The organism is Skermanella pratensis (assembly GCF_008843145.1).
GTDB classification, from domain to species: Bacteria; Pseudomonadota; Alphaproteobacteria; order Azospirillales; family Azospirillaceae; genus Skermanella; species Skermanella pratensis.
The window spans coordinates 4963718-4982746 of the sequence record NZ_CP030265.1; the positions used below are offsets into that span (position 1 = coordinate 4963718).

17 protein-coding genes, 3 pseudogenes and 1 riboswitch are annotated in these 19029 nt (G+C 67.1%); of the genes and pseudogenes, 12 read left to right on the top strand and 8 right to left on the bottom strand.

Translation table 11 applies throughout. The annotated features are described in order from the left end of the window. Positions 1 to 174: 174 nt before the first annotated feature. From DPR14_RS22815 to DPR14_RS22845, 7 genes and pseudogenes are all read left to right on the top strand, one after another. Positions 175 to 1305 carry a BMP family ABC transporter substrate-binding protein gene (locus DPR14_RS22815; protein ID WP_158047194.1) on the top strand — a complete coding sequence of 377 codons (1131 nt, stop codon included), beginning with the start codon at positions 175 to 177 and terminating at the stop codon, positions 1303 to 1305. A gap of 14 nt (positions 1306 to 1319) precedes the next feature. Beyond that, positions 1320 to 2423, top strand: coding sequence for an ABC transporter permease (locus DPR14_RS22820; RefSeq protein ID WP_158047195.1), 1104 nt, complete (start codon positions 1320 to 1322; stop codon positions 2421 to 2423). Between the two features lie 4 nt (positions 2424 to 2427). After that, a complete protein-coding gene (locus tag DPR14_RS22825; RefSeq protein WP_158047196.1) occupies positions 2428 to 3348 on the top strand; it encodes an ABC transporter permease in 921 nt (306 codons plus the stop codon). Positions 3349 to 3428: 80 nt separating this feature from the next. Next, positions 3429 to 4021 (top strand): annotated as a pseudogene (locus tag DPR14_RS22830) (cysteine hydrolase family protein). After that, a complete protein-coding gene (locus tag DPR14_RS22835) occupies positions 4018 to 5550 on the top strand; it encodes an ABC transporter ATP-binding protein (protein ID WP_158047197.1) in 1533 nt (510 codons plus the stop codon). Before DPR14_RS22830 ends, DPR14_RS22835 begins: the two are co-directional and overlap by 4 nt. Positions 5551 to 5552: 2 nt before the next feature. Then, positions 5553 to 6230, top strand: a complete 678-nt coding sequence (locus tag DPR14_RS22840; protein ID WP_192499118.1) for a cysteine hydrolase family protein — start codon at positions 5553 to 5555, stop codon at positions 6228 to 6230. 291 nt (positions 6231 to 6521) lie between these two features. Further along, complete coding sequence (locus tag DPR14_RS22845) at positions 6522 to 6839, top strand: helix-turn-helix domain-containing protein (RefSeq protein ID WP_158047199.1); 318 nt, start codon at positions 6522 to 6524, stop codon at positions 6837 to 6839. 388 nt (positions 6840 to 7227) lie between these two features. On the opposite strand, the gene DPR14_RS22850 is transcribed toward DPR14_RS22845, so the two are convergent. From DPR14_RS22850 to gcvT, 6 genes and pseudogenes are all read right to left on the bottom strand, one after another. After that, positions 7228 to 7920 (bottom strand): Fic family protein, encoded by a 693-nt coding sequence (locus DPR14_RS22850; RefSeq protein ID WP_211103855.1) that lies wholly within the window; start codon positions 7918 to 7920, stop codon positions 7228 to 7230. Positions 7921 to 8339: 419 nt separating this feature from the next. Next, positions 8340 to 8684 carry a hypothetical protein gene (locus tag DPR14_RS22855; RefSeq protein WP_158047200.1) on the bottom strand — a complete coding sequence of 115 codons (345 nt, stop codon included), beginning with the start codon at positions 8682 to 8684 and terminating at the stop codon, positions 8340 to 8342. A gap of 46 nt (positions 8685 to 8730) precedes the next feature. Then, on the bottom strand, positions 8731 to 10323 hold the full coding sequence (gene gcvPB, locus DPR14_RS22860; protein WP_158047201.1) for an aminomethyl-transferring glycine dehydrogenase subunit GcvPB: 1593 nt from the start codon (positions 10321 to 10323) through the stop codon (positions 8731 to 8733). Beyond that, positions 10320 to 11669 carry an aminomethyl-transferring glycine dehydrogenase subunit GcvPA gene (gene gcvPA, locus DPR14_RS22865; protein WP_158047202.1) on the bottom strand — a complete coding sequence of 450 codons (1350 nt, stop codon included), beginning with the start codon at positions 11667 to 11669 and terminating at the stop codon, positions 10320 to 10322. Before gcvPA ends, gcvPB begins: the two co-directional genes overlap by 4 nt. Continuing rightward, positions 11669 to 12045: pseudogene (gene gcvH / locus DPR14_RS22870) on the bottom strand (glycine cleavage system protein GcvH). The gene gcvPA and the pseudogene gcvH overlap by 1 nt, the downstream one beginning before the upstream one ends. Before the next feature lie 53 nt (positions 12046 to 12098). Beyond that, a pseudogene (gene gcvT / locus DPR14_RS22875) lies at positions 12099 to 13141 on the bottom strand (glycine cleavage system aminomethyltransferase GcvT). A 247-nt stretch (positions 13142 to 13388) separates the two neighbouring features. Then, a riboswitch (glycine riboswitch) is annotated at positions 13389 to 13487 on the bottom strand. Positions 13488 to 13578: 91 nt separating this feature from the next. Here gcvT and DPR14_RS22880 point away from each other — a divergent pair. Beyond that, positions 13579 to 14454 (top strand): AEC family transporter, encoded by an 876-nt coding sequence (locus DPR14_RS22880; RefSeq protein ID WP_158047203.1) that lies wholly within the window; start codon positions 13579 to 13581, stop codon positions 14452 to 14454. 101 nt (positions 14455 to 14555) lie between these two features. Continuing rightward, complete coding sequence (locus DPR14_RS22885; RefSeq protein WP_158047204.1) at positions 14556 to 15143, top strand: DUF2889 domain-containing protein; 588 nt, start codon at positions 14556 to 14558, stop codon at positions 15141 to 15143. Positions 15144 to 15153: 10 nt separating this feature from the next. Here DPR14_RS22885 and DPR14_RS22890 read toward each other — a convergent pair whose 3' ends face one another. Both DPR14_RS22890 and DPR14_RS22895 read right to left on the bottom strand, forming a co-directional pair. Then, complete coding sequence (locus DPR14_RS22890; RefSeq protein ID WP_246148506.1) at positions 15154 to 15594, bottom strand: ribbon-helix-helix domain-containing protein; 441 nt, start codon at positions 15592 to 15594, stop codon at positions 15154 to 15156. 235 nt (positions 15595 to 15829) lie between these two features. Continuing rightward, positions 15830 to 16126, bottom strand: a complete 297-nt coding sequence (locus tag DPR14_RS22895; RefSeq protein WP_246148507.1) for a BolA family protein — start codon at positions 16124 to 16126, stop codon at positions 15830 to 15832. Positions 16127 to 16246: 120 nt separating this feature from the next. Here DPR14_RS22895 and DPR14_RS22900 point away from each other — a divergent pair, with 120 nt between their 5' ends. The 3 genes from DPR14_RS22900 (at position 16247) to cobS (ending at position 18958) form a co-directional block, all read left to right on the top strand. Further along, positions 16247 to 17224: a DMT family transporter gene (locus tag DPR14_RS22900; RefSeq protein ID WP_246148510.1), complete on the top strand. Its 978-nt coding sequence runs from the start codon at positions 16247 to 16249 to the stop codon at positions 17222 to 17224. 56 nt (positions 17225 to 17280) lie between these two features. Then, a complete protein-coding gene (locus tag DPR14_RS22905; protein WP_158047205.1) occupies positions 17281 to 17877 on the top strand; it encodes a J domain-containing protein in 597 nt (198 codons plus the stop codon). Between the two features lie 82 nt (positions 17878 to 17959). After that, on the top strand, positions 17960 to 18958 hold the full coding sequence (cobS, locus tag DPR14_RS22910) for a cobaltochelatase subunit CobS (RefSeq protein ID WP_158047206.1): 999 nt from the start codon (positions 17960 to 17962) through the stop codon (positions 18956 to 18958). Positions 18959 to 19029: the final 71 nt, after the last annotated feature.

Sequence of the window (19029 nt, forward strand, 5' to 3'; positions counted from 1 at the left end):
CCCAAGTTCATGCTTAAATTTTGAGCTACGAAGACCCTATGCGCCCAACGCTTATGCAGCCTTTCACTCGCATCCCCGCGGGAACCCCGCCGCCATGCCGCATATGACCCCTGGTATAGAGCTTGCAGGGTACCGGCCATCAAACGAACGAAAATTCCTGGATGGAGGGTTCTGATGACGGTGAATCAGGGCATTTCACGTCGCACGGCCTTGGGCGTCCTCGCGGGCGCCGCTGCGGGAACCGCGATCTCGGGCTTCTCGCCGCTCTCACGGGCCCTCGCCGCCAAGAAGCTGATGGTCGGCTTCATCTATGTCGGCCCGCGCGACGACTTCGGCTACAACCAGGCCCATGCCGAAGCCGCCGCGGCGCTCCGCTCCATGAGCGGCATCAAGGTCGTGGAGGAGGAGAAGGTCGCCGAGACCCTCGACGTCCAGAAGACCATGGAAAGCATGATCAACCTGGACGGCGCCGGACTGGTCTTCCCGACCTCGTTCGGCTATTTCGACCCGCACATGCTGAAGGTGGCGCAGAAATATCCCGACGTGGAGTTCCGCCACTGCGGCGGCATGTTCAAGGCCGGCGTCCATCCCGCCAATACCGGCAGCTATTTCGGCTATATCGACGAAGGCCAGTATCTCAACGGCGTCGCCGCCGGCCATGCGACCAAGTCGAAGAAGCTGGGCTTCGTCGCGGCCAAGCCGATCCCGCAGGTCCTGCGCAACATCAACGCCTTCACGCTCGGCGCCCGCTCGGTCGATCCGGCCATCACCACCCAGGTTATCTTCACCGGCGACTGGTCCATGCCGGTCAAGGAGGCGGAGGCGACCAACGGCCTGGTGAACGCCGGCGTGGATGTCGTCACCTGCCACGTGGACAGCCCCAAGGTCGTGGTCGAGACCGCCGAGCGGCGCGGCGCCTATACCTGCGGTTATCACGCCAACCAGGCGCCGCTGGCTCCCAAGGGATACCTGACCGGGGCGGAGTGGAACTGGATCACCGTCTACAAGGATTTCGTGACCAAGGCCCAGGCGGGCGAGAAGCCGGGGCAGTTCGTGCGCGGCGGCCTGAAGGAGGGCTTCATCAAGACCTCGGCCTACGGCCCGGCGGTCAGTTCCGAGTCCAAGGCGGCCGGCGAGGCGATCAAGGCGAAGATGATGGCCGGCGACTTCCCGATCTTCGCCGGGCCGATCCGCAGCAATACCGGCGCGGAGGTCATCCCGGCCGGCAAGACATACGGGCAGACCGACCTTTGGCTCGAAGGGATGGACTGGCTGGCCGAGGGCGTCGTCGGCTCGACCTCCTAAGGAGGGCCGGGACGATGGTCAACCAGACCGCCCGGCTGCCGGGCTCCGCGGCATCGCCGTTAGGCAGCCTTCCCCTGGACGCGCTGCGCTCCGGCGCGGAGGCGGTGCTGATCCCGGTCGGCGCCCTGCTCGCCACGGCGGTCGTGTTCGGGATCTTCGTGGCGCTGGCCGGCGCCGACCCGTTCGAGACCTTCGAGCTGATGTACCGGGGCGCCTTCGGCACCTGGTTCTCGTGGCAGAATACGCTCCAGCGCACGGCACCGCTGCTTCTGACGGCCCTGTGCGTGGCCCTGCCCGCGCGGCTGGGCCTGGTCATCATCGGCGGCGAGGGGGCGCTGGTGATCGGCGGGCTCTGCTCGGCCGCCGCCGGGATGGCGATGGCTGGCGCACCGCCCTGGCTGCTGCTGGGCGTCATGGCGCTGGCCGGCATGGCGGCGGGCGGCGCCTGGATCGCCCTGGCCGGCGCGCTCCGCCAGTTCCGCGGCGTCAACGAGACGATCTCCAGCCTGCTGCTGGCCTATATCGCGATCGCCCTGATGAACCACATGGTCGAAGGACCCTTGCGCGATCCGGCCAGCCTCAACAAGCCTTCCACCCCGCCGCTGGGCGACGCCAACATGATCGGCGCGATCCCGGGGCTGGACGTCCACTGGGGGCTGGCGTTCGGCTTGGTCGCCTGCATCGCCGCCTATGTGCTGATGCAGAGGACCACCTTCGGCTTCGGCGCCCGGATGGTCGGCGGCAATGTCCGGGCCGCCCGCATGGCCGGGCTGTCGGTGGCGAAGCTGACCCTGGTCACCTGCTTCCTGGCCGGGGCCGCCGCCGGGCTGGCCGGCATGGTCGAGGTGGCGGCGGTGCATGGCAGCGCCAACGCCTCGCTGGTCGCGGGCTATGGCTATACCGGCATCCTGATCGCCTTCATCGCCCGGCAGAACCCGCTGGCGGTGATCCCGGTGGCCCTGATGTTCGGCGGCATCGCCGCCAGCGGCGGGCTGCTCCAGCGCCGGCTGGACCTGCCCGACGCCACCATCCTGGTGCTCCAGGGCATCGCCTTCGTCATGATCCTGGCCAGCGACACGCTCTACGGCCGGTTCCGCATCTTCCAGCCGAGGGGGTGACGCCATGGAGGATCTCGGCTGGTGGGGCGTGGCCCTGGCGGTACTCGCAGGCGCGATCCGGGTCAGCACCCCCTTCCTGTTCGTCAGCCTGGGCGAGTTGCTGACGGAGAAGAGCGGGCGGATCAACCTGGGGCTGGAAGGTACGCTGGTGATGGGCGCCATGAGCGCCTACGCGGTCTCGTACATGACCGGCTCGCCTTGGGCGGGCGTGCTGGTGGCCGGCCTGGCCGGCGCCCTGTTCGGCCTGCTGCACGCCGCCATATGCAGCCTGCCGCGGGTCAACGACATCGCGGTCGGCATCGCGCTGATGCTGCTGGGCACCGGGCTGGCCTTCTTCCTGGGCAAGCCCTTCATCCAGCCGCAGGCGCCGATCCTGCCGGCGATCGACCTGGGCTGGTGGAGCGACCTGCCGCAGGTCCGCTCGGCCCTCCAGATCAACGTGCTGTTCATCCTGGGGCTGGTGCTGGCGCCCTTCCTGCTGTGGGTGCTGACCAACACCCGCTGGGGCCTGATCGTCAGGACGGTCGGCGACAGCGCCGACGCCGCGCGGGCCATGGGCTATCCGGTCGATCTGGTCCGGGGGGCCGCGACCATGGCCGGCGGCTTCCTCGCCGGGATCGGCGGGTCGTTCCTGTCGCTCTACTATCCCGGAAGCTGGAACGAGGGCCTGTCCAGCGGCCAGGGGCTGATGGCCGTGGCGCTGGTGATCTTCGCCCGCTGGCACCCGATCCGCTGCCTGGGGGCGGCCTTGCTGTTCGGCGGCGCCGGCGCGCTCGGCCCGGCGCTCCAGTCGGTCGGGGTGACGCAGGGCTACTACCTGTTCAACGCCGCACCCTACCTGCTGACCCTGGTCATCATGATCGCGACCTGCTCGCCGACCCGCACCCTGGCCGGCGCCCCGGGCGAACTGAGTATCACCAAATGACGCACATCGACTCCGATCCCTACCCCTGGCCCTACGACGGCGACCTGCGGCCGGCCAACACGGCGCTGATCGTGATCGACATGCAGACCGACTTCTGCGGCAAGGGCGGCTATGTGGACGCCATGGGCTACGACCTGTCGCTGACCCGCGCGCCGATCGAGCCGATCGGCCGGGTGCTGGCGGCGATGCGCCGGGGCGGCTTCACGGTCTTCCATACCCGCGAGGGGCACCGGCCCGACCTCGCCGACCTGCCGGCCAACAAGCGCTGGCGCTCGCAGCGGATCGGCGCCGGGATCGGCGATCCGGGGCCATGCGGGCGCATCCTGGTGCGCGGCGAGCCGGGCTGGGAGATCATCCCGGAACTCGCCCCGAACCGGGCGAGCCCGTCATCGACAAGCCGGGCAAGGGCAGCTTCTGCGCCACCGACCTGGACCTGATGCTGCGCCGGGGCGGCATCCGCAACATCGTGCTGACCGGCATCACGACCGACGTCTGCGTCCACACCACGATGCGCGAGGCCAACGACCGCGGCTACGAATGCCTGCTGCTGGAGGACTGCTGCGGCGCCACCGACCGAGGCAACCACGAGGCTGCGATCCGCATGGTGAAGATGCAGGGCGGCGTGTTCGGCGCCGTCGCCCGCTCCGACGATCTGCTGGGGGTCCTGTCATGAGCTTCCTGCGCACCCATCCCAACGGCGCCCTCGGCCTGGAAGCCGTCGGCATGACCAAGCGCTTCGGCGGGCTCGCCGCCCTGGACGACGTGTCGCTCCGGGTCTCCGCCGGCAGCTTCCACGCGCTGCTGGGCGAGAACGGCGCCGGCAAGAGCACGCTGGTCAAATGCGTCATGGGCTATTACCACGCCGACCAGGGCCAGATCGCCGTCGGCGAGACGGAGCGGTCCATCGCCAACCCGCGCGACGCCCACGCGCTGGGCGTCGGCATGGTCTACCAGCATTTCACCCTGGTCCCCGGCATGACCGTGGCGGAGAACCTGGTGCTGTCGCGTACCCGCGTGCCGGCCGTGGTGGACTGGGCGGCGGAGACGAAGGCGCTGGACGCCTTCATGGCCGGGATGCCGTTCCGGGTCCCGCTGGACGTGCCGGTATCGGCGCTGGCGGCGGGAGAGAAGCAGAAGCTGGAGATCCTGAAGCAGCTCTACCTGAAGAACCGCTTCCTGATCCTGGACGAGCCGACCTCCGTCCTGACCCCCGGCGAGGCCGACGAGGTGCTGGGCCTGCTGCGCCGGATGACGCGGGAGGGCCGGCTGACGGTGCTGACCATCACCCACAAGTTCCGCGAGGTCATGGCCTATGCCGACGAGGTGACGGTGCTGCGCCGGGGCCGCTTCGCCGGGACCGGCAGGGTCGCGGACCTGACCCCGGCCGACATGGCGGAGATGATGATCGGTGCCAAGGAGATCCCCAAGGGCGCCGCCCGCCTCGGCACCGACCTGGGCGAGCCGCGCCTCCGGATCAGCGGGCTGAAGGCGCTGGGCGACGGTGGCCTTCCTGCGGTCGAGGACCTGGACCTGACCGTGCGCGCCGGCGAGATCGTCGGCATCGCCGGCGTCTCGGGCAACGGCCAGCGCGAGTTGGTCGAGGTGCTGGCCGGCCAGCGCCCTCCCGCCGCCGGGGAGATCCATGTCTGCGGCGAACGCTACGCCGCGACCCGAGCGGAGATGAAGCGCCACCGCCTGTGCCTGCTGCCGGAGGAGCCGCTGCGCAACGCCTGCGTCGCCCGCATGAGCGTGGCGGAGAACATGTCCTTCCGCAACTTCGACGACCCGCCCTATGCCCGCGGCGGCTGGTGGCTGAACGGCGGCGCCATGCGCGGGGCGGCGCGCGAGCTGATCCAGCTCTACAAGGTCAAGACGCCCGGCCCCGACGCCGCGATCGGCACCCTGTCCGGCGGCAACGTCCAGCGCGCCGTGCTGGCCCGCGAACTGGCCCGCGACGTGCGGGTGCTGATCGTCGCCAACCCCTGCTTCGGCCTGGACTTCGCAGCGGTCGCCGACATCCGGTCGCAGATCATGCAGGCCCGCAACCGGGGCGCCGCCGTGCTGCTGGTCAGCGAGGACCTGGACGAGCTTTTCGAACTGGCCGACCGGATCTGCGTGATGTTCGACGGCCATCTGGTCCACGAGACGCCGACCGGACAGGCCGACATCGGCGTGATCGGGCAGCACATGGCGGGGCATTGACCATGACCGATGTTTTAACGCTGCCGACCGCCAAGCCCTACCCCTTCGCCTTCCCGCCCGCCCGCACCGCGCTGGTCATCATCGACATGCAGCGCGACTTCATCGAGCCCGGCGGCTTCGGCGAGGCCCTGGGCAACGACGTGACGCCGCTGGCGGCCCTGGTGCCCCATGTCCGCCGCCTGCTCGACGGCTGCCGGGCGGCCGGCCTGACCATCATCCACACCCGCGAGGCGCACGAGCCGGACCTGTCGGACTGCCCGCCGGCGAAGCGCCTGCGCGGCTCCTCCGACCTTCGGATCGGCGACGAAGGACCGATGGGGCGCATCCTGGTCAAGGGAGAGCCCGGCAACGCCATCGTGGACGACCTTACCCCGCTGCCGGACGAGATCGTGATCGACAAGCCCGGCAAGGGCGCCTTCTACGCCACGCCGTTGGGCGACATCCTGGCCGAGCGGGGCATCACCCACCTGCTGTTCGCCGGCGTCACGACGGAAGTCTGCGTCCAGACCACCATGCGCGAAGCCAACGACCGTGGTTTCGAATGCCTGCTGGTCGAGGACGCGACAGAAAGCTATTTCCCCGCCTTCAAGCAGGCGACGCTGGAGATGATCCGCGCGCAGGGGGCGATCGTGGGGTGGACCGCCGAAGTGGACGAGGTTATGGGGGCGTTGGCGCAGTGAAAGTTCAAAGGTGTTCGGCCACAGATGCACGCAGATAAACTCAGATAAATAGAGAAGATAGTTCTTGAGTGATGCGGAACATGGGTCGCATCGACGATTGGTTTTTATCTGGGTTCATTTGTGTTTATCTGTGGCAAAACCTTAATGCTTACCTTTTCTCCACATCCGGCACTGAACGCAGACGCGGTCAGTTCCCGGCAGATCCATAAGTGAATGCCCCACCTTGAATTAATGCGAGCTTGAGCGCACCTTAACGGCTGTAATGCTCATTCAAGCTTGCATCAAGGCCTTATGGCGACGCCGCACACCCCGACCCTGGCCGCGAAGCGGGCCATCCGCAAGATCGGCACCGATCTGCGGAAGGCACGCCTGCGCCGCCGCCTGACGATGGAAGTGATCGCGGCGCGGGCATTCGTGTCGCGCGGCACTCTGGCCCGCGTGGAGCAGGGCGATCCCGCCGTGTCGTTCGGCATCTATGCGTCGGTGATGCAGGCCTTAGGATTGATCGGCGGGCTGGGCGACTTGGCGGCCGACGACCAGCTTGGCGAGGATCTGGAGAACGAGCGGCTGCCCAAGCGTGTCCGGCCGAGAAAGTCGCTCTTGGAATGAGCGGGAGCGAGATCGAGGTTCATGCCGACCTGGGCGGGGCTACTCCGGTATTTTGACGCAAACGCCACCGCTCCTTAGCTAGGCAAGCGAACCGTCCCCAGCTAGACTCCCTGGCAATTTTCCATCCTGCCTGTCGGACATTTCCCTAGCCATGGCCGAACCGCACGTCATCTCCGCGTTGGTCGCCAAGTGCTCCGAGCTTGCAGGCCTGACCAGCATGCCGAGAAGCAGTTAGCGCAACTCCGAGCCGACCTGGGACACGTGGACGGCGTTATCCGACTGGTACGGGAAGCAAGCGCCCGAGGCCATCCCGCCCAAGCGTGTCATGCACCGCAACGCATGGTTCGAGCCAGGGGAGTGCGCCCGATTTTGCTACGATAGGTGGCAATCAGGCCCTTTTCTCTCCGGTGGCATTCTCAATAACCGTGAGAAGCTGGCTTGCGAGCGTCTCTGCAATCAGCTTTTCCACGGCAGATACATCCACACGCTCCCCGTCTCGCCAAGCGGCATCTGCCGCTTCTAGGGTTCCATAATACGGCCTTTTGTTTGAGGCAATTTGATCGGGAATGGTCTTTGTGCCGGGAAGTCTGCTATTCAGCTTAACGCTCAGGACAAGGTAAGACACCACTCGGGACGTTCTACCATTTCCGTCCGTAAATGGATGTATCCAGTTCAGGCGCCAGAGAACGTAGGCTGCCAAATGGATTGCCGTTTTGGTATCCCAATTTTCGTTGACGTAGTCGCACAAATCCTCGACCTGCTGCGCCACCATAAAGGCGTCGGCCGGCTTGTGGTCGCTACCACTGATGGCGACCGGCCCTGGCCGCCAGTTACCGGCGTACATATCAAGACCGTCCAAAGCGATGCGCTGAAGATGCTGTATTGACGATGGGCGAAGGCGGAACTGACGCTCAGGATTGTCGAGCCAATGCAGAATCATCTGCACTGCTTCATCATATTGTCGTACGCCGTTCTCCGCCTCTCTCTTGGCAACCTCCGCCGGGTCCGTGATCAGTGACGGAGTCGATGCATGTGATTTGCGATCTACGTCAATTGCCGTCATCAAATTATCTTCATCCATGTGCCGATACTGTTTCGCAGGCGCGCGCCACCATGTCTCGGGTGATGCTCTCGTTCTCAATGTGAGTATTCCCGTACACGAAGCTGCGCCGCTGCTCCTCCCACTGCTCGTCAGACATACGGACTTCCCGAGACATGGCAATAAGATGGTCCAGGTCGGTTTTCATTGTTCCAATTCCAGTGCGTTAATGTCGTCCCCATTAACATGGGGCGTCGCTCTGGATGACAACATCGCTTGCGGCATCACGTCAACCCAAATGAAGTACCCCAATCGTCTCGACGACGAAATTTGACATCGGGGTGAGCGGAAGCGGCTTTTGCCGATCCCGTGGCCGCCACATTGAATCGAGTGGGGATTGCCGGAAGCCCTAAAGCTTCTGCAGTAAACTGCTGAAGGGTTTCATCAGACCCACGGAACGGTTAGATGTTCTCCATAATATATGAAGCAACTGACAATAATCCCGTGCATTGATCAATGCCACCTTGTGGCGCTGAGAAGTCCACCGACATCCCCATGACCCCGGCGCGCTTGCCGACCATGGAGAACAGGGTACCTGCTCCATCGACCTGGCTCTTGAGAATGCCGGGTATTTCGGCCTGTCCCCGTCGAGGGCCAATGCGATCGTCCGTGAAGTTGCTTCCGCGACCTCGCGATGGCGGACCGTCGCGGCGTCCCTCGGCGTCAAGCCGTCGGAGATCGACCGCATGGAAACCGCGTTCGAGCATGGCGAACTGCGGCTTGCGCTGAACGCCGGGAACATCCATCCCGTTCCCAGCGCTCCGCCCTCCTGATCAGGTGACGGACGGAAGGTTACTCCGCCGCCTCCCGCCGCTCCACTTCCGGCACCCAGCGCAGCACCGGCTTGCGGGCCGCGCCCGTCTCGTCCAGGCGCCGCCTCGGAGTCATCCGCGGGGCGCCGAGGAAGTGGTCGGCGTCGCCGGACTTGGCGCGCTCGGCCAGCCCGCGCATCACCCGGATGAAGGCGTCCAGGCTCTGCTTGCTCTCGGTCTCGGTCGGCTCGATCAGGAAGGCGCCGTGGACGACCAGCGGGAAATACATGGTCATCGGGTGGTAGCCCTCGTCGATCATCGCCTTCGCGAAGTCGAGCGTCGTCACCCCCGTCCCCTTCAGGAACCTGTCGTCGAACAGCGCCTCGTGCATGCACGGCCCCTCGAACGAGGGCGTCATCACGTCGCCCAGGCTCGCCATCACGTAGTTGGCGTTGAGCACGGCGTCGCTTGCCACCTGCCGCAACCCGTCGGCGCCGTGGCTCAGGATATAGGCCAATGCCCGTACGAACATGCCCATCTGGCCGTGAAAGCCCTTCAGCCGGCCGAACTCCTTGCCGCTGGAGTCCTCGTCCGCACCGCTCTCCACCAGGGAGAAGCCGTCCGGTCCGTGGACCACGTAGGGCAAGGGCACGAACTTCGCCAGCGCGTCGGACAGCACGACCGGGCCGCTGCCCGGGCCGCCGCCGCCGTGGGGCGTGGAGAAGGTCTTGTGCAGGTTGATGTGCATCGCGTCGATGCCGAGGTCGGCGGGACGCACCCGGCCGACGATGGCGTTGAAGTTGGCGCCGTCGCAGTAGAAATAGGCGCCGGCCGCGTGCACCGCTTCCGCGATCTCGACGATGTCGCGCTCGAACAGCCCGCAGGTGTTCGGGTTGGTCAGCATGATCGCGGCGACGTCGTCGCCCAGCTTCGCCTTCAGCGCCTCGACATCGACCCGGCCGGTGGCATCAGCCGGGATCGCGTCCACGGTGAAGCCGCAGGCCGCCGCCGTCGCCGGGTTGGTGCCGTGGGCGGATTCGGGGACCAGGACGCGGCGACGCCGGCTGGTGCTGCCGTCGCGGTCCTCGATGGCGGCGCGGATCGACATCATGCCGCACAGCTCGCCGTGGGCTCCCGCCGCCGGCGACATCGCCACGGCCGGCATCCCGGTCAGCGTCTTCAGCCAGTGGGCCAGCGTGTCGATCAGCTCCAGGGCGCCCTGCACCGTCCGCTCCGGCTGGAGCGGATGGATGTCGCTGAAGCCCGGCAGGCGGGCCAGCTTCTCGTTCAGGCGCGGGTTGTGCTTCATGGTGCACGACCCCAGCGGATAGAGCCCGCTGTCGATCGCGAAGTTCTTCTGGGATAGCCGCGTGTAGTGGCGGATCACCTCGGGTTCGCTGAGGCCGGGCAGGCCGATCCGCCCGCGCTCCCGCACCGCTCCCAGGCGGCTCTTGACGGCGGGCGGCTTCGGCAGGTCCACGCCGGTGGTGCCGGGGCTGTCCTGTTCGAAGATCAAGGGTTCTTCCAGCATCAGCGCCCGGTTGCCGCTGATCGTGCCGGCCGCGGCGGAAGCGGCCCCGCCGCCCTCGACGCCGAGGGCGTCGACGTGGGTCTTGCGTCCCTGGGTATTCATGACAGTGCTTCCTTCAGGCCGGAGGCCAGGGCATCCATGTCGGCGTCGGTGTTGGTCTCGGTCGCGGCCACCAGCAGCAGGTCGGCCAGGGCCTCGTCGCCCGGATAGAGGCGGGAAACCGGGACGCCGCCCAGGATGCCGGCCTTGGCCAGCTTGTTGACCACCTTCGCGGCGGGCTTCTTCAGGCGCACGGCGAACTCGTTGAAGAAGCTGTCGCTGACCACCTCGACGCCCTTCAGCGCGTCCAGCCGGTCGGCGAGTTGCACCGCCTTGGCGTGGTTGATCCTGGCCAGCCGGCCGAAGCCCTCCTCGCCCAGCAGGCTCATGTGGATCGTGAAGGCCAGCGCGCACAGTCCGCTGTTGGTGCAGATGTTGCTGGTCGCCTTCTCGCGCCGGATATGCTGCTCGCGGGTGGACAGCGTCAGGACCCAGCCGCGCCGGCCCTCGGCATCCACGGTCTGGCCGGTCAGGCGGCCGGGCATGTGGCGGACATACTTGTCGCGCGTCGCGAACAGGCCGACATAGGGACCGCCGAAGTTCAGCGCGTTGCCGATCGATTGCCCCTCGGCCACGACGATGTCGGCGCCCATCTCGCCCGGCGGGGTCAGCAGCCCCAGCGACACCACTTCCGCGACCGCGACGATCAGCAGCGCGCCCTTGGCGTGGACGGCGGCGGCAAGGTCGGTCAGGTCGCGAACCTGTCCGAAGAAGCCGGGGTTCTGCACGACGACGCAGGAGGTCTTGTCGTCGACCAGGGCCGCCAGGTCCTCCTTCCCCTCGGCATCAGCAGGGGCCGCGACCACCTCGAACCCGTGGAATCGGGCGTTGGTCGCCGTCACGTCGCGGTAATGCGGGTGAAGGCCGCCGGACAGCACGGCACGGCTGCGCCGGGTCACCCGGTTCGCCATCATGACCGCCTCGGCGCAGGAGGTGGCGCCGTCATAGAGCGAGGCGTTCGCCACATCCATGCCGGTGATCAGGGCCACCTGGGTCTGGAACTCGAACAGGTACTGGAGCGTGCCCTGGGTGACCTCCGGCTGGTAGGGCGTGTAGGAGGTCAGGAACTCGCCGCGCTGGATCAGGTGGTCGACCGCCGCCGGTACGTGGTGGCGGTAGGCGCCGGCGCCGAGGAAGCTGGGCACGCTGCCGGCCGCCACGTTCTTCGCCGCCATGCCGGCGATCATCCGCTCGACCTCCATCTCCCCGGCATGAGGGGCGAGGCCCTCGATCGGCGCCGCCAGCCGGGCCGATTCCGGCACGTCGCGGAACAGGCTGTCGACCGAGGGCACGCCGATGGTGGCGAGCATCGACCGGCGGTCGGCCTCGGTCAGGGGCAGGTAGCGCATCAGTGCAGGCCCTCGCAGTATTCCTGGTAGGCCGCCTCGTCCATCAGGTCGTCCAGGTCGGATTGGTTCTCGATGCGCAGCTTGACGAACCAGCCCTCGCCCATGGGGTCGCGGTTGACCAGGGCCGGGTCGTCGGCCAGCGCCTCGTTGACCTCGACCACGTCGCCGGCGACCGGCGCGTAGACCTCGCTGGCGGCCTTGACCGACTCGACCACGGCGGCTTCCTTGCCGGCGACGACGTTGCGGCCGATCTCGGGCAGTTCGACGAAGACCACGTCGCCCAATTGCTTCTGGCATAGTCGGATATCCCGACGGTGGCGACGTCACCCTCGACGCGGATCCACTCGTGGTCCTTGGTGAACTTGATGGTGCTCATGGCGGATATCCCGGAATTGAAAACCTGAGGAAGAAGGACGGCCGGAGAAACGCTTATCCCCGGTAATAACGCTGGGCGACGAAGGGCATCTCGGCGACCTTGGCCGGAATCGCCTTGCCCCGGACCATCAGGTTGACCGGCGTGCCCGGCGCCGCGGCTGGGGTCGCCACGTAGCCCATCGCGACCGGGCCGTTGAGGCTGGGGCCGAAGCCGCCGCTGGTGACTTCGCCGATGGAAGCGCCCGAGGCGTCGGTGACCTGGGTATGCTCGCGGGCGGGCGCCCGACCGTCCGGGCGGATGCCGACGCGGCGGCGCGCGGTCCCGTTGGCCAACTGGTCCAGGATCACGCCGGCGCCGGGGAAGCCGCCCTCGGCGCGGCGGCGCTTGCCGATCACCCAGTTCAGGCCGGCCTCGACCGGGGTGGTAGCGGTGTCGATATCATGGCCGTAGAGGCACAGCCCGGCTTCGAGCCGCAGCGAGTCGCGCGCCCCCAGCCCGATCGCCTCGACCTCGGCCTCGGCCAGCAGCAGGCGGGCGATGGTGTCGGCCAGCGCGTCGGGAACCGAGATCTCGTAGCCGTCCTCCCCGGTGTAGCCGGAGCGGGTGATCAGCACGGCGACGCCGCGGAAGTCGGCCTCGATCGCGCTCATGAACTTCATGGCCGCGGCTTCGGGCACGAACCGGGACAGCACGTCGGCCGCCCGGGGACCCTGGAGCGCCAGCAGTGCGCGCTCGCCCAGGTACTCGACCGCGATCCGGTCACCGATGTGGCGGCGCAGATGGGCGATGTCGGCCGCCTTGCAGGAGGCGTTGACGACCAGGAACAGGTGGTCGCCCATGTTGGTGATCATCAGGTCGTCCAGGATGCCGCCCTGCTCGTTGGTGAACAGGCTGTAGCGCATCCGTCCCTGCCCCAGCGCCTGGACGTCGCCGGGCACAAGCGTCTCCAGAGCCGCCGCCGCACCCTCGCCGATCAGGCGGACCTGGCCCATGTGCGAGACGTCGAACAACCCGCGCCCGCGCGGGTATGGAGATGTTCCTTGAGGATGCCCAGGGGGTACTGGACCGGCATGTCGTAGCCGGCGAAGGGCACCATCTTGGCGCCCAGTTCCACATGAAGGGCGTGGAGCGGCGTCGTGAGCAGGGGGGCGTCACCGCCAGTTGAGTCACTCAAGGAACATTTCCTCCGACAGGTTTCCGGTCCGCGCGAACGGCGCGGCCACGGCCCCCTCTGTCGCGGACCTGAGAGATTCACCGGCGCGCCGTTCGGCGTCGCCAGCTTACTCCTTCGGTGAGGCCTGCCCGAGTCGGAACGACCGACCGGCATCCTGCTTTCCAGAGTGCTTCCCTCTGCGGTCCTTTTGCCTGAGAGTTTCCGGGGGCGGTTGCTCCTTCGGCGCCACCGGGACGAACGGCCCGGCGATCTCTCCCGCGAGAGGTCTTCAGCATGTTGGCCTAAGCTAACTGGTGCGGTGCGAAAGTCAACGCACGTCTGCCGTTTCCCCTGCGGCATCCGCGCAGTATAGAGCCCCCATGATCCTTCAGTTCATCCATGTGGTCTGGCCGATCTTCGCGTGCGCCGGGCTGGGTTGGCTATGGCAGCGCCTGGGCCAGCCATTCGACGAGAAGTCGGTCTCGGCCCTGGTGGCGTACCTGGGGGTGCCCAGCCTGCTGCTGACCTCCCTGTCGAAGACCGAGGTGCGGCTCGACGTGCTGCTGGAGACGCTGCTCGCCGGCAGCCTGGCCCTGGCGCTCTGCGCCGCCGCCGGGGCCGCGGTGCTGAAGCTGGCCCGGCTGCCGGTGCGGCCCTACCTGCCCTCGATCATCCATCCCAACACCGGCAACCTGGGACTGCCGATCGTCTTCTTCGCCCTGGGCGAACCGGCCATGCCCTACGCCATAGCCTTCTCCACCCTGGTCCAGATCAGCCATTTCACGGTCGGCGTCGGGCTGGCCTCCGGCCAGATGTCGTGGCGCACCGTGCTCGCTTCGCCGCCGCTCTACTCGCTGGCGGTGGCTCTGGCGCTGATCGGCACCGGCACGCCGCTGCCCTGGTGGGTGCTGGACGTCACGGGCCTGCTCGGCGGACTGACCGTGCCGCTGATGCTCCTGCTGCTCGGCGGGTCGCTGGCGAAGCTGAAGCTGTACCGGCTGGGCCGGCCGGCGGCGCTGTCCTGCCTCCGCGTCGGGCTGGGGCTGGGAGCCGGCCTGGCCGTGTCGAAGGCCCTGGGGTTGGACCCGCTGCCGGCGGGAGCGCTGGTGATCCAGTGCGCGATGCCGGTCGCCGTTTTCAGCTATCTGTTCGCCGTCCGTTACAACGGCCCGGCGGACGAGGTCGCCGGCATGATCCTGATCTCCACCCTGCTGGCGCTGGCGGCCTTGCCGCTGATCCTGATGGCCGCGGCGTGAGGGGGCATCGCAGGCATTCCGGCGCCGCGCTTGACCCCCGCGGCGCACCGCCGATATTCGGGTATGGGTTTACGTATACGTAACATAGAGCACAGGTCCAGATGCCGCTTTCACCACCTGCCCCGCGCGAGCATATCCATACCCGCCGGGTGACCTGCCAGGGGTTCCGCCGGACCGACGGGCTGTGGGACATCGAGGGCCATATCACCGACGTCAAGACCTACCCGTTCGAGAACGACTTCCGCGGTCCGATCGAGCCGGGCGATCCGATCCACGACATGTGGATCCGGCTGACGTTGGACGACCGGTTCGAGGTCAGGGCGGTCGAGGCGGTGACCGACAAGAGCCCCTATGCGGTGTGCCCGGCGATCACGCCCAACTTCCAACGGCTGATCGGATTGCGCATCCGCTCCGGGTGGACCCAGAAGGTCAAGGAACTGCTGGGCGGCGTCGAGGGCTGCACCCATCTGGTCGAACTGCTGGGGCCGGTCGCCACGACGGCGTTCCAGACGATCTTCCCCGTGCTGGCGCGCGAACGGGCGCGGGGCGGGTCGGTGGACGGCGATTCGCCATCCGCTCCCGCCGCGCGCAAACGCCCGCCGCTGCTGCTCGACACCTGCCACGCGTTTCGGAGCGACGGCGAGGTCACCCGGAAACAGTGGCCGGAACATTATACCGGCAACGACTGAACCCCGGCGATTACTCGGCGGCGTCCGGCGTCTCGAACGGTGTCTGGTGGAACGGTTCGCCATGCCCGTGGGAGGCCCGGGCATGTCCCTCCTCGGTGGCGGCCGCCCGGAAATAGGCCAGGGCGAAGACCCGGATCGCGGCGGTCAGGGACGTGGCCGGCTCCTTCCGCTCGCTGATCTGGGTGCATAGCGTGTGGATGGTGATGCGCTCGCGCCGGCAGATGTCGTACAGGGCGTCCCACATGAAGGGCTCGAGCCGGCAACTGGTCCGGTGCCCCGCGACGGTGACGTTCCGGCTGACCAGCGTGCTCGGCTTCATGGCCGCCTCCAACCGGGAAATCCCGGGTTCCTCGCGCTCCGTCGCGAAATCGGCGGGCTGGTTGTCACGAGCGCCCGCCGGTTCGGAGGCGACCTCTGGCGCCGGGACGGCTAGCGCCTGATCAGAATGCATGCGGTGAATCCCTCTTAATCGATCTCACGGAATACGCCGCCGTCCGACCGACAGGGTCCTCGAAAACCCATATCAGCCGAATGGTTGCGCAGGTGTGACTTTACGCACTTTCGAGGTAATTTCAACCGATGTCATATACCCTTTGGAAGATATTTCTCCATTACTACTATCGCTATGGTTGCTCTTGTATGCAGTCTTCCGCTGCTTGCATTCCGGGGAGCGTCCTCTTCCCGGATCAGGCATCCTCCGCGGGTGTCAGCGTCTTGAGACTCAGCGCGTGGACCCGCTCGCGCAGCTCGTCCGCGACCGCCTCGTAGACCAGGCGCTGGCGGGCGACCCGGGATTTCCCGTCGAAGGCGTCCGACACGATCAGGATGTTGAAATGGGTCTCGCCCAGGGGGTCCGCGCCGGCATGGCCGGCATGGCGATGGGAGTCATCGACGATTTCCAGCCGACTCGGGCGAAGGATCTCGGTCAGCTTGGTGCGCATGCGCGTCGCATAGTCCCCGGACTGGGTCGCCGTATTGGTCATGATGAAACCGCCTTGCCCATGGGGCTGTTGAGGTGCGTGGTCCGATGGGCGGCGGATCGGCATCCGCCGCCCCGGGAAAAGTGCTATCGTCCCGTTCCCGCTGTCAAGGAAGCCCCCTGATTGTCCAATCCCGGTCCCACCCGGTCCCCCCTTCCCTCCCCGGGACCCCCGTCCGGCACGGCCGGGGCCGGGGCGAGCGCCACGGTCACGGCCCGAAGCGCCTACCTGCTGCTGGGGACCGTCATCCTGCTCTGGGGGATCAACTGGCCGGTCATGAAGCTCGGCCTGGCAGACATCCCGCCCATGACCTTCGCCGTGATCCGGATGGTGCTGGGCGCGCTCTGCATGTTCGGCGTGCTGGCGGTGCGCGGCGGCATCCGCCTGCCCGACCGCCACGACCTGCCGATCGTTCTGTCGGTCGGCCTGCTCCAGATGGGGGCGTTCCTGGCTCTGGTGACGGTGGCGCTCCAGTTCGTGCCGGCCGGCCGGTCCTCTATCCTGGCATACACCACCGCCCTGTGGGTGGTGCCGGGCGCCGCGATATTCCTGGGCGAACGGCTGGGCGGCCGGCGCCTGGTCGGGTTCCTGCTCGGGATGGCGGGCGTGGCGGTGATGTTCAACCCGGCGGCGTTCGACTGGACCGACCGCGACGTTCTGATCGGCAACGGCCTGCTGATGCTTGCAGCGCTGGCCTGGGCCGCCCAGATCATACAGGTGCGCGGCCATATCTGGCACGCGTCGCCCCTTCAACTCGCACCCTGGCAATTCACGGTCGCGGCGGTCGCCCTTCTGCCGTTCGCCATCTTCCTGGATGCCGGCAAATCCATCAATTGGACCGGGCAACTGGCCGCGGTACTGTTCTACAATGCGCCGATCGCCACGGCGTTCTGCTTCTGGGCGGTGGTCACGGTCAACCGTGCCCTGCCCGCCATCACCACGTCGCTGGGCACGCTCGGCGTACCGGTCGCGGGCGTCTTCGCCTCGGCCGTGATGCTGGGGGAACCGGTGACGCTGACCAACCTGACGGGACTGGTGCTGATCCTCGGGGGGCTGGCCTGGCTGGCCCTCGCCGACGGCAGGCCGTCCTCCGCGCGATAGCCGCGCTGCGAGCGGGGATGCTTGCCAGCGCCTCAACCTCTGACCATACTTTTCCGATGCACAAGAACCGTGTCCAATACTCGACCCGTTTTTCCGAGGAGGCGTCGCCGGCGGCCCGCTGCTGCGACATGCCGACGTGCACGGCCACGGGCGAGTACCGGGCGCCAAAGGGACGCGAGCGCCTGAACGAGTATTTCTGGTTCTGCCTGGAGCACGTGCGCGAGTACAACAAGGCGTGGGACTATTACGCCGGCATGTCGGAGCGCGAGATCGAGCGGCACGTCCGCAGCGACGTGACGTGGCAGCGGCCGACCTGGCCGATGGGCTTCTGGCGCACCCGCGAACGGGCGATGCACGACGAGGCGATGCGCCAGTACGGTTTCCGCGACGCCGGCGAGGGGACCGGCGCCCGGGGAAACGGCCGCAACGGCCACGCCAACGGCGCCGCCAACCGGATGCGCACCCCCGAGGAGGAGGCGCTGGCCGACCTCGACCTGGAACCGCCTGTGGACTTTGCGCGGATCAAGGCCAGGTATCGGGAACTCGCCAAGATCCACCATCCCGACATCAATGGTGGCGACAAGACCGCGGAAGAGACGTTAAAACGGATAAACAGGGCCTACACGGTGCTGAAAACCAGCTATGGGGCCTGAGACGGCTTCCTCTGGGAAACCTCCGCATGAAAGAACCGGCGCCCAAGCCGTCCATCAACCGATGAATGAAGCGACAGACACTATGGCCTCCGAAACGACACAACAACCAGCGCTGACCGGCTCGCTCCCGGACATCAAGGTCTCCGTCCGGCAGACTTTCGGGATCGACAGCGACCTCCAGGTTCCAGCCTTCAGCGCCAATTCCGAGCATGTGCCCGACGTGGACGACACCTACCGGTTCGACCACGACACCACCCTCGCGATCCTGGCCGGCTTCGCCTACAACAGGCGGGTCATGGTCCAGGGCTACCACGGCACCGGCAAGTCGACCCATATCGAGCAGGTCGCCGCCCGCCTCAACTGGCCCTGCATCCGGATCAACCTGGACAGCCACATCAGCCGAATCGACCTGATCGGCAAGGACGCCATCGTGCTGCGCGACGGCATGCAGGTGACCGAGTACCGCGAGGGCATCCTGCCCTGGGCGCTCCAGCACCCCTGCGCGATCGTGTTCGACGAGTACGACGCCGGCCGCCCCGACGTCATGTTCGTGATCCAGCGCGTGCTGGAGGTCGAGGGCAAGCTGACCCTGCTCGACCAGAACCGCGTGATCCGGCCGCACCCGGCGTTCCGCCTGTTCGCCACCGCCAACACCGTGGGCTTGGGCGACACCACCGGCCTCTACCATGGCACGCAACAGATCAACCAGGGCCAGATGGACCGCTGGAACATCGTCGCCACGCTCAACTACCTGCCGCACGACGACGAGGTGAAGATCGTCGCTGCCAAGGTCCAGGGCTATGCGGACGAGAAGGGGCGCCAGCAGATCTCGGCCATGGTCCAACTCGCCGACCTGACGCGCGCCGGATTCATGTCGGGCGACATCTCGACCGTCATGTCGCCCCGCACGGTCATCACCTGGGCCGAGAACGCCAATATCTTCAACGACATCCCGTTCGCGTTCCGGATCACCTTCCTGAACAAGTGCGACGAGGTGGAGCGGTCGACCGTGGCCGAATACTACCAGCGCTGCTTCGGCACCGAGCTTCCGGAGACCGGGGTGCGCGCCAACCTGGCGTAAAGACGGGGCACCGATCCGAGGGTGGGGCGAGGCGCGCCCCGGCCCGCTCGAAACAGCAGAGCCGAAGATAG

Excerpts from the sequence above, each read along its gene's own strand:
- DPR14_RS22825 (WP_158047196.1), top strand. The coding sequence starts at position 2,428 with ATGGAGGATCTCGGCTGGTGGGGCGTGGCCCTGGCGGTACTCGCAGGC.
- DPR14_RS22905 (WP_158047205.1), top strand. The coding sequence starts at position 17,281 with ATGCACAAGAACCGTGTCCAATACTCGACCCGTTTTTCCGAGGAGGCG.
- gcvPA (WP_158047202.1), bottom strand. The coding sequence starts at position 11,669 with ATGCGCTACCTGCCCCTGACCGAGGCCGACCGCCGGTCGATGCTCGCC.
- DPR14_RS22840 (WP_192499118.1), top strand. The coding sequence starts at position 5,553 with ATGACCGATGTTTTAACGCTGCCGACCGCCAAGCCCTACCCCTTCGCC.
- DPR14_RS22890 (WP_246148506.1), bottom strand. The coding sequence starts at position 15,594 with ATGCATTCTGATCAGGCGCTAGCCGTCCCGGCGCCAGAGGTCGCCTCC.
- DPR14_RS22895 (WP_246148507.1), bottom strand. The coding sequence starts at position 16,126 with ATGACCAATACGGCGACCCAGTCCGGGGACTATGCGACGCGCATGCGC.
- DPR14_RS22885 (WP_158047204.1), top strand. The coding sequence starts at position 14,556 with ATGCCGCTTTCACCACCTGCCCCGCGCGAGCATATCCATACCCGCCGG.
- DPR14_RS22855 (WP_158047200.1), bottom strand. The coding sequence starts at position 8,684 with ATGGATGTTCCCGGCGTTCAGCGCAAGCCGCAGTTCGCCATGCTCGAA.
- DPR14_RS22815 (WP_158047194.1), top strand. The coding sequence starts at position 175 with ATGACGGTGAATCAGGGCATTTCACGTCGCACGGCCTTGGGCGTCCTC.
- DPR14_RS22835 (WP_158047197.1), top strand. The coding sequence starts at position 4,018 with ATGAGCTTCCTGCGCACCCATCCCAACGGCGCCCTCGGCCTGGAAGCC.
- DPR14_RS22880 (WP_158047203.1), top strand. The coding sequence starts at position 13,579 with ATGATCCTTCAGTTCATCCATGTGGTCTGGCCGATCTTCGCGTGCGCC.
- DPR14_RS22820 (WP_158047195.1), top strand. The coding sequence starts at position 1,320 with ATGGTCAACCAGACCGCCCGGCTGCCGGGCTCCGCGGCATCGCCGTTA.
- cobS (WP_158047206.1), top strand. The coding sequence starts at position 17,960 with ATGGCCTCCGAAACGACACAACAACCAGCGCTGACCGGCTCGCTCCCG.
- gcvPB (WP_158047201.1), bottom strand. The coding sequence starts at position 10,323 with ATGAATACCCAGGGACGCAAGACCCACGTCGACGCCCTCGGCGTCGAG.
- DPR14_RS22850 (WP_211103855.1), bottom strand. The coding sequence starts at position 7,920 with ATGGATGAAGATAATTTGATGACGGCAATTGACGTAGATCGCAAATCA.
- DPR14_RS22845 (WP_158047199.1), top strand. The coding sequence starts at position 6,522 with ATGGCGACGCCGCACACCCCGACCCTGGCCGCGAAGCGGGCCATCCGC.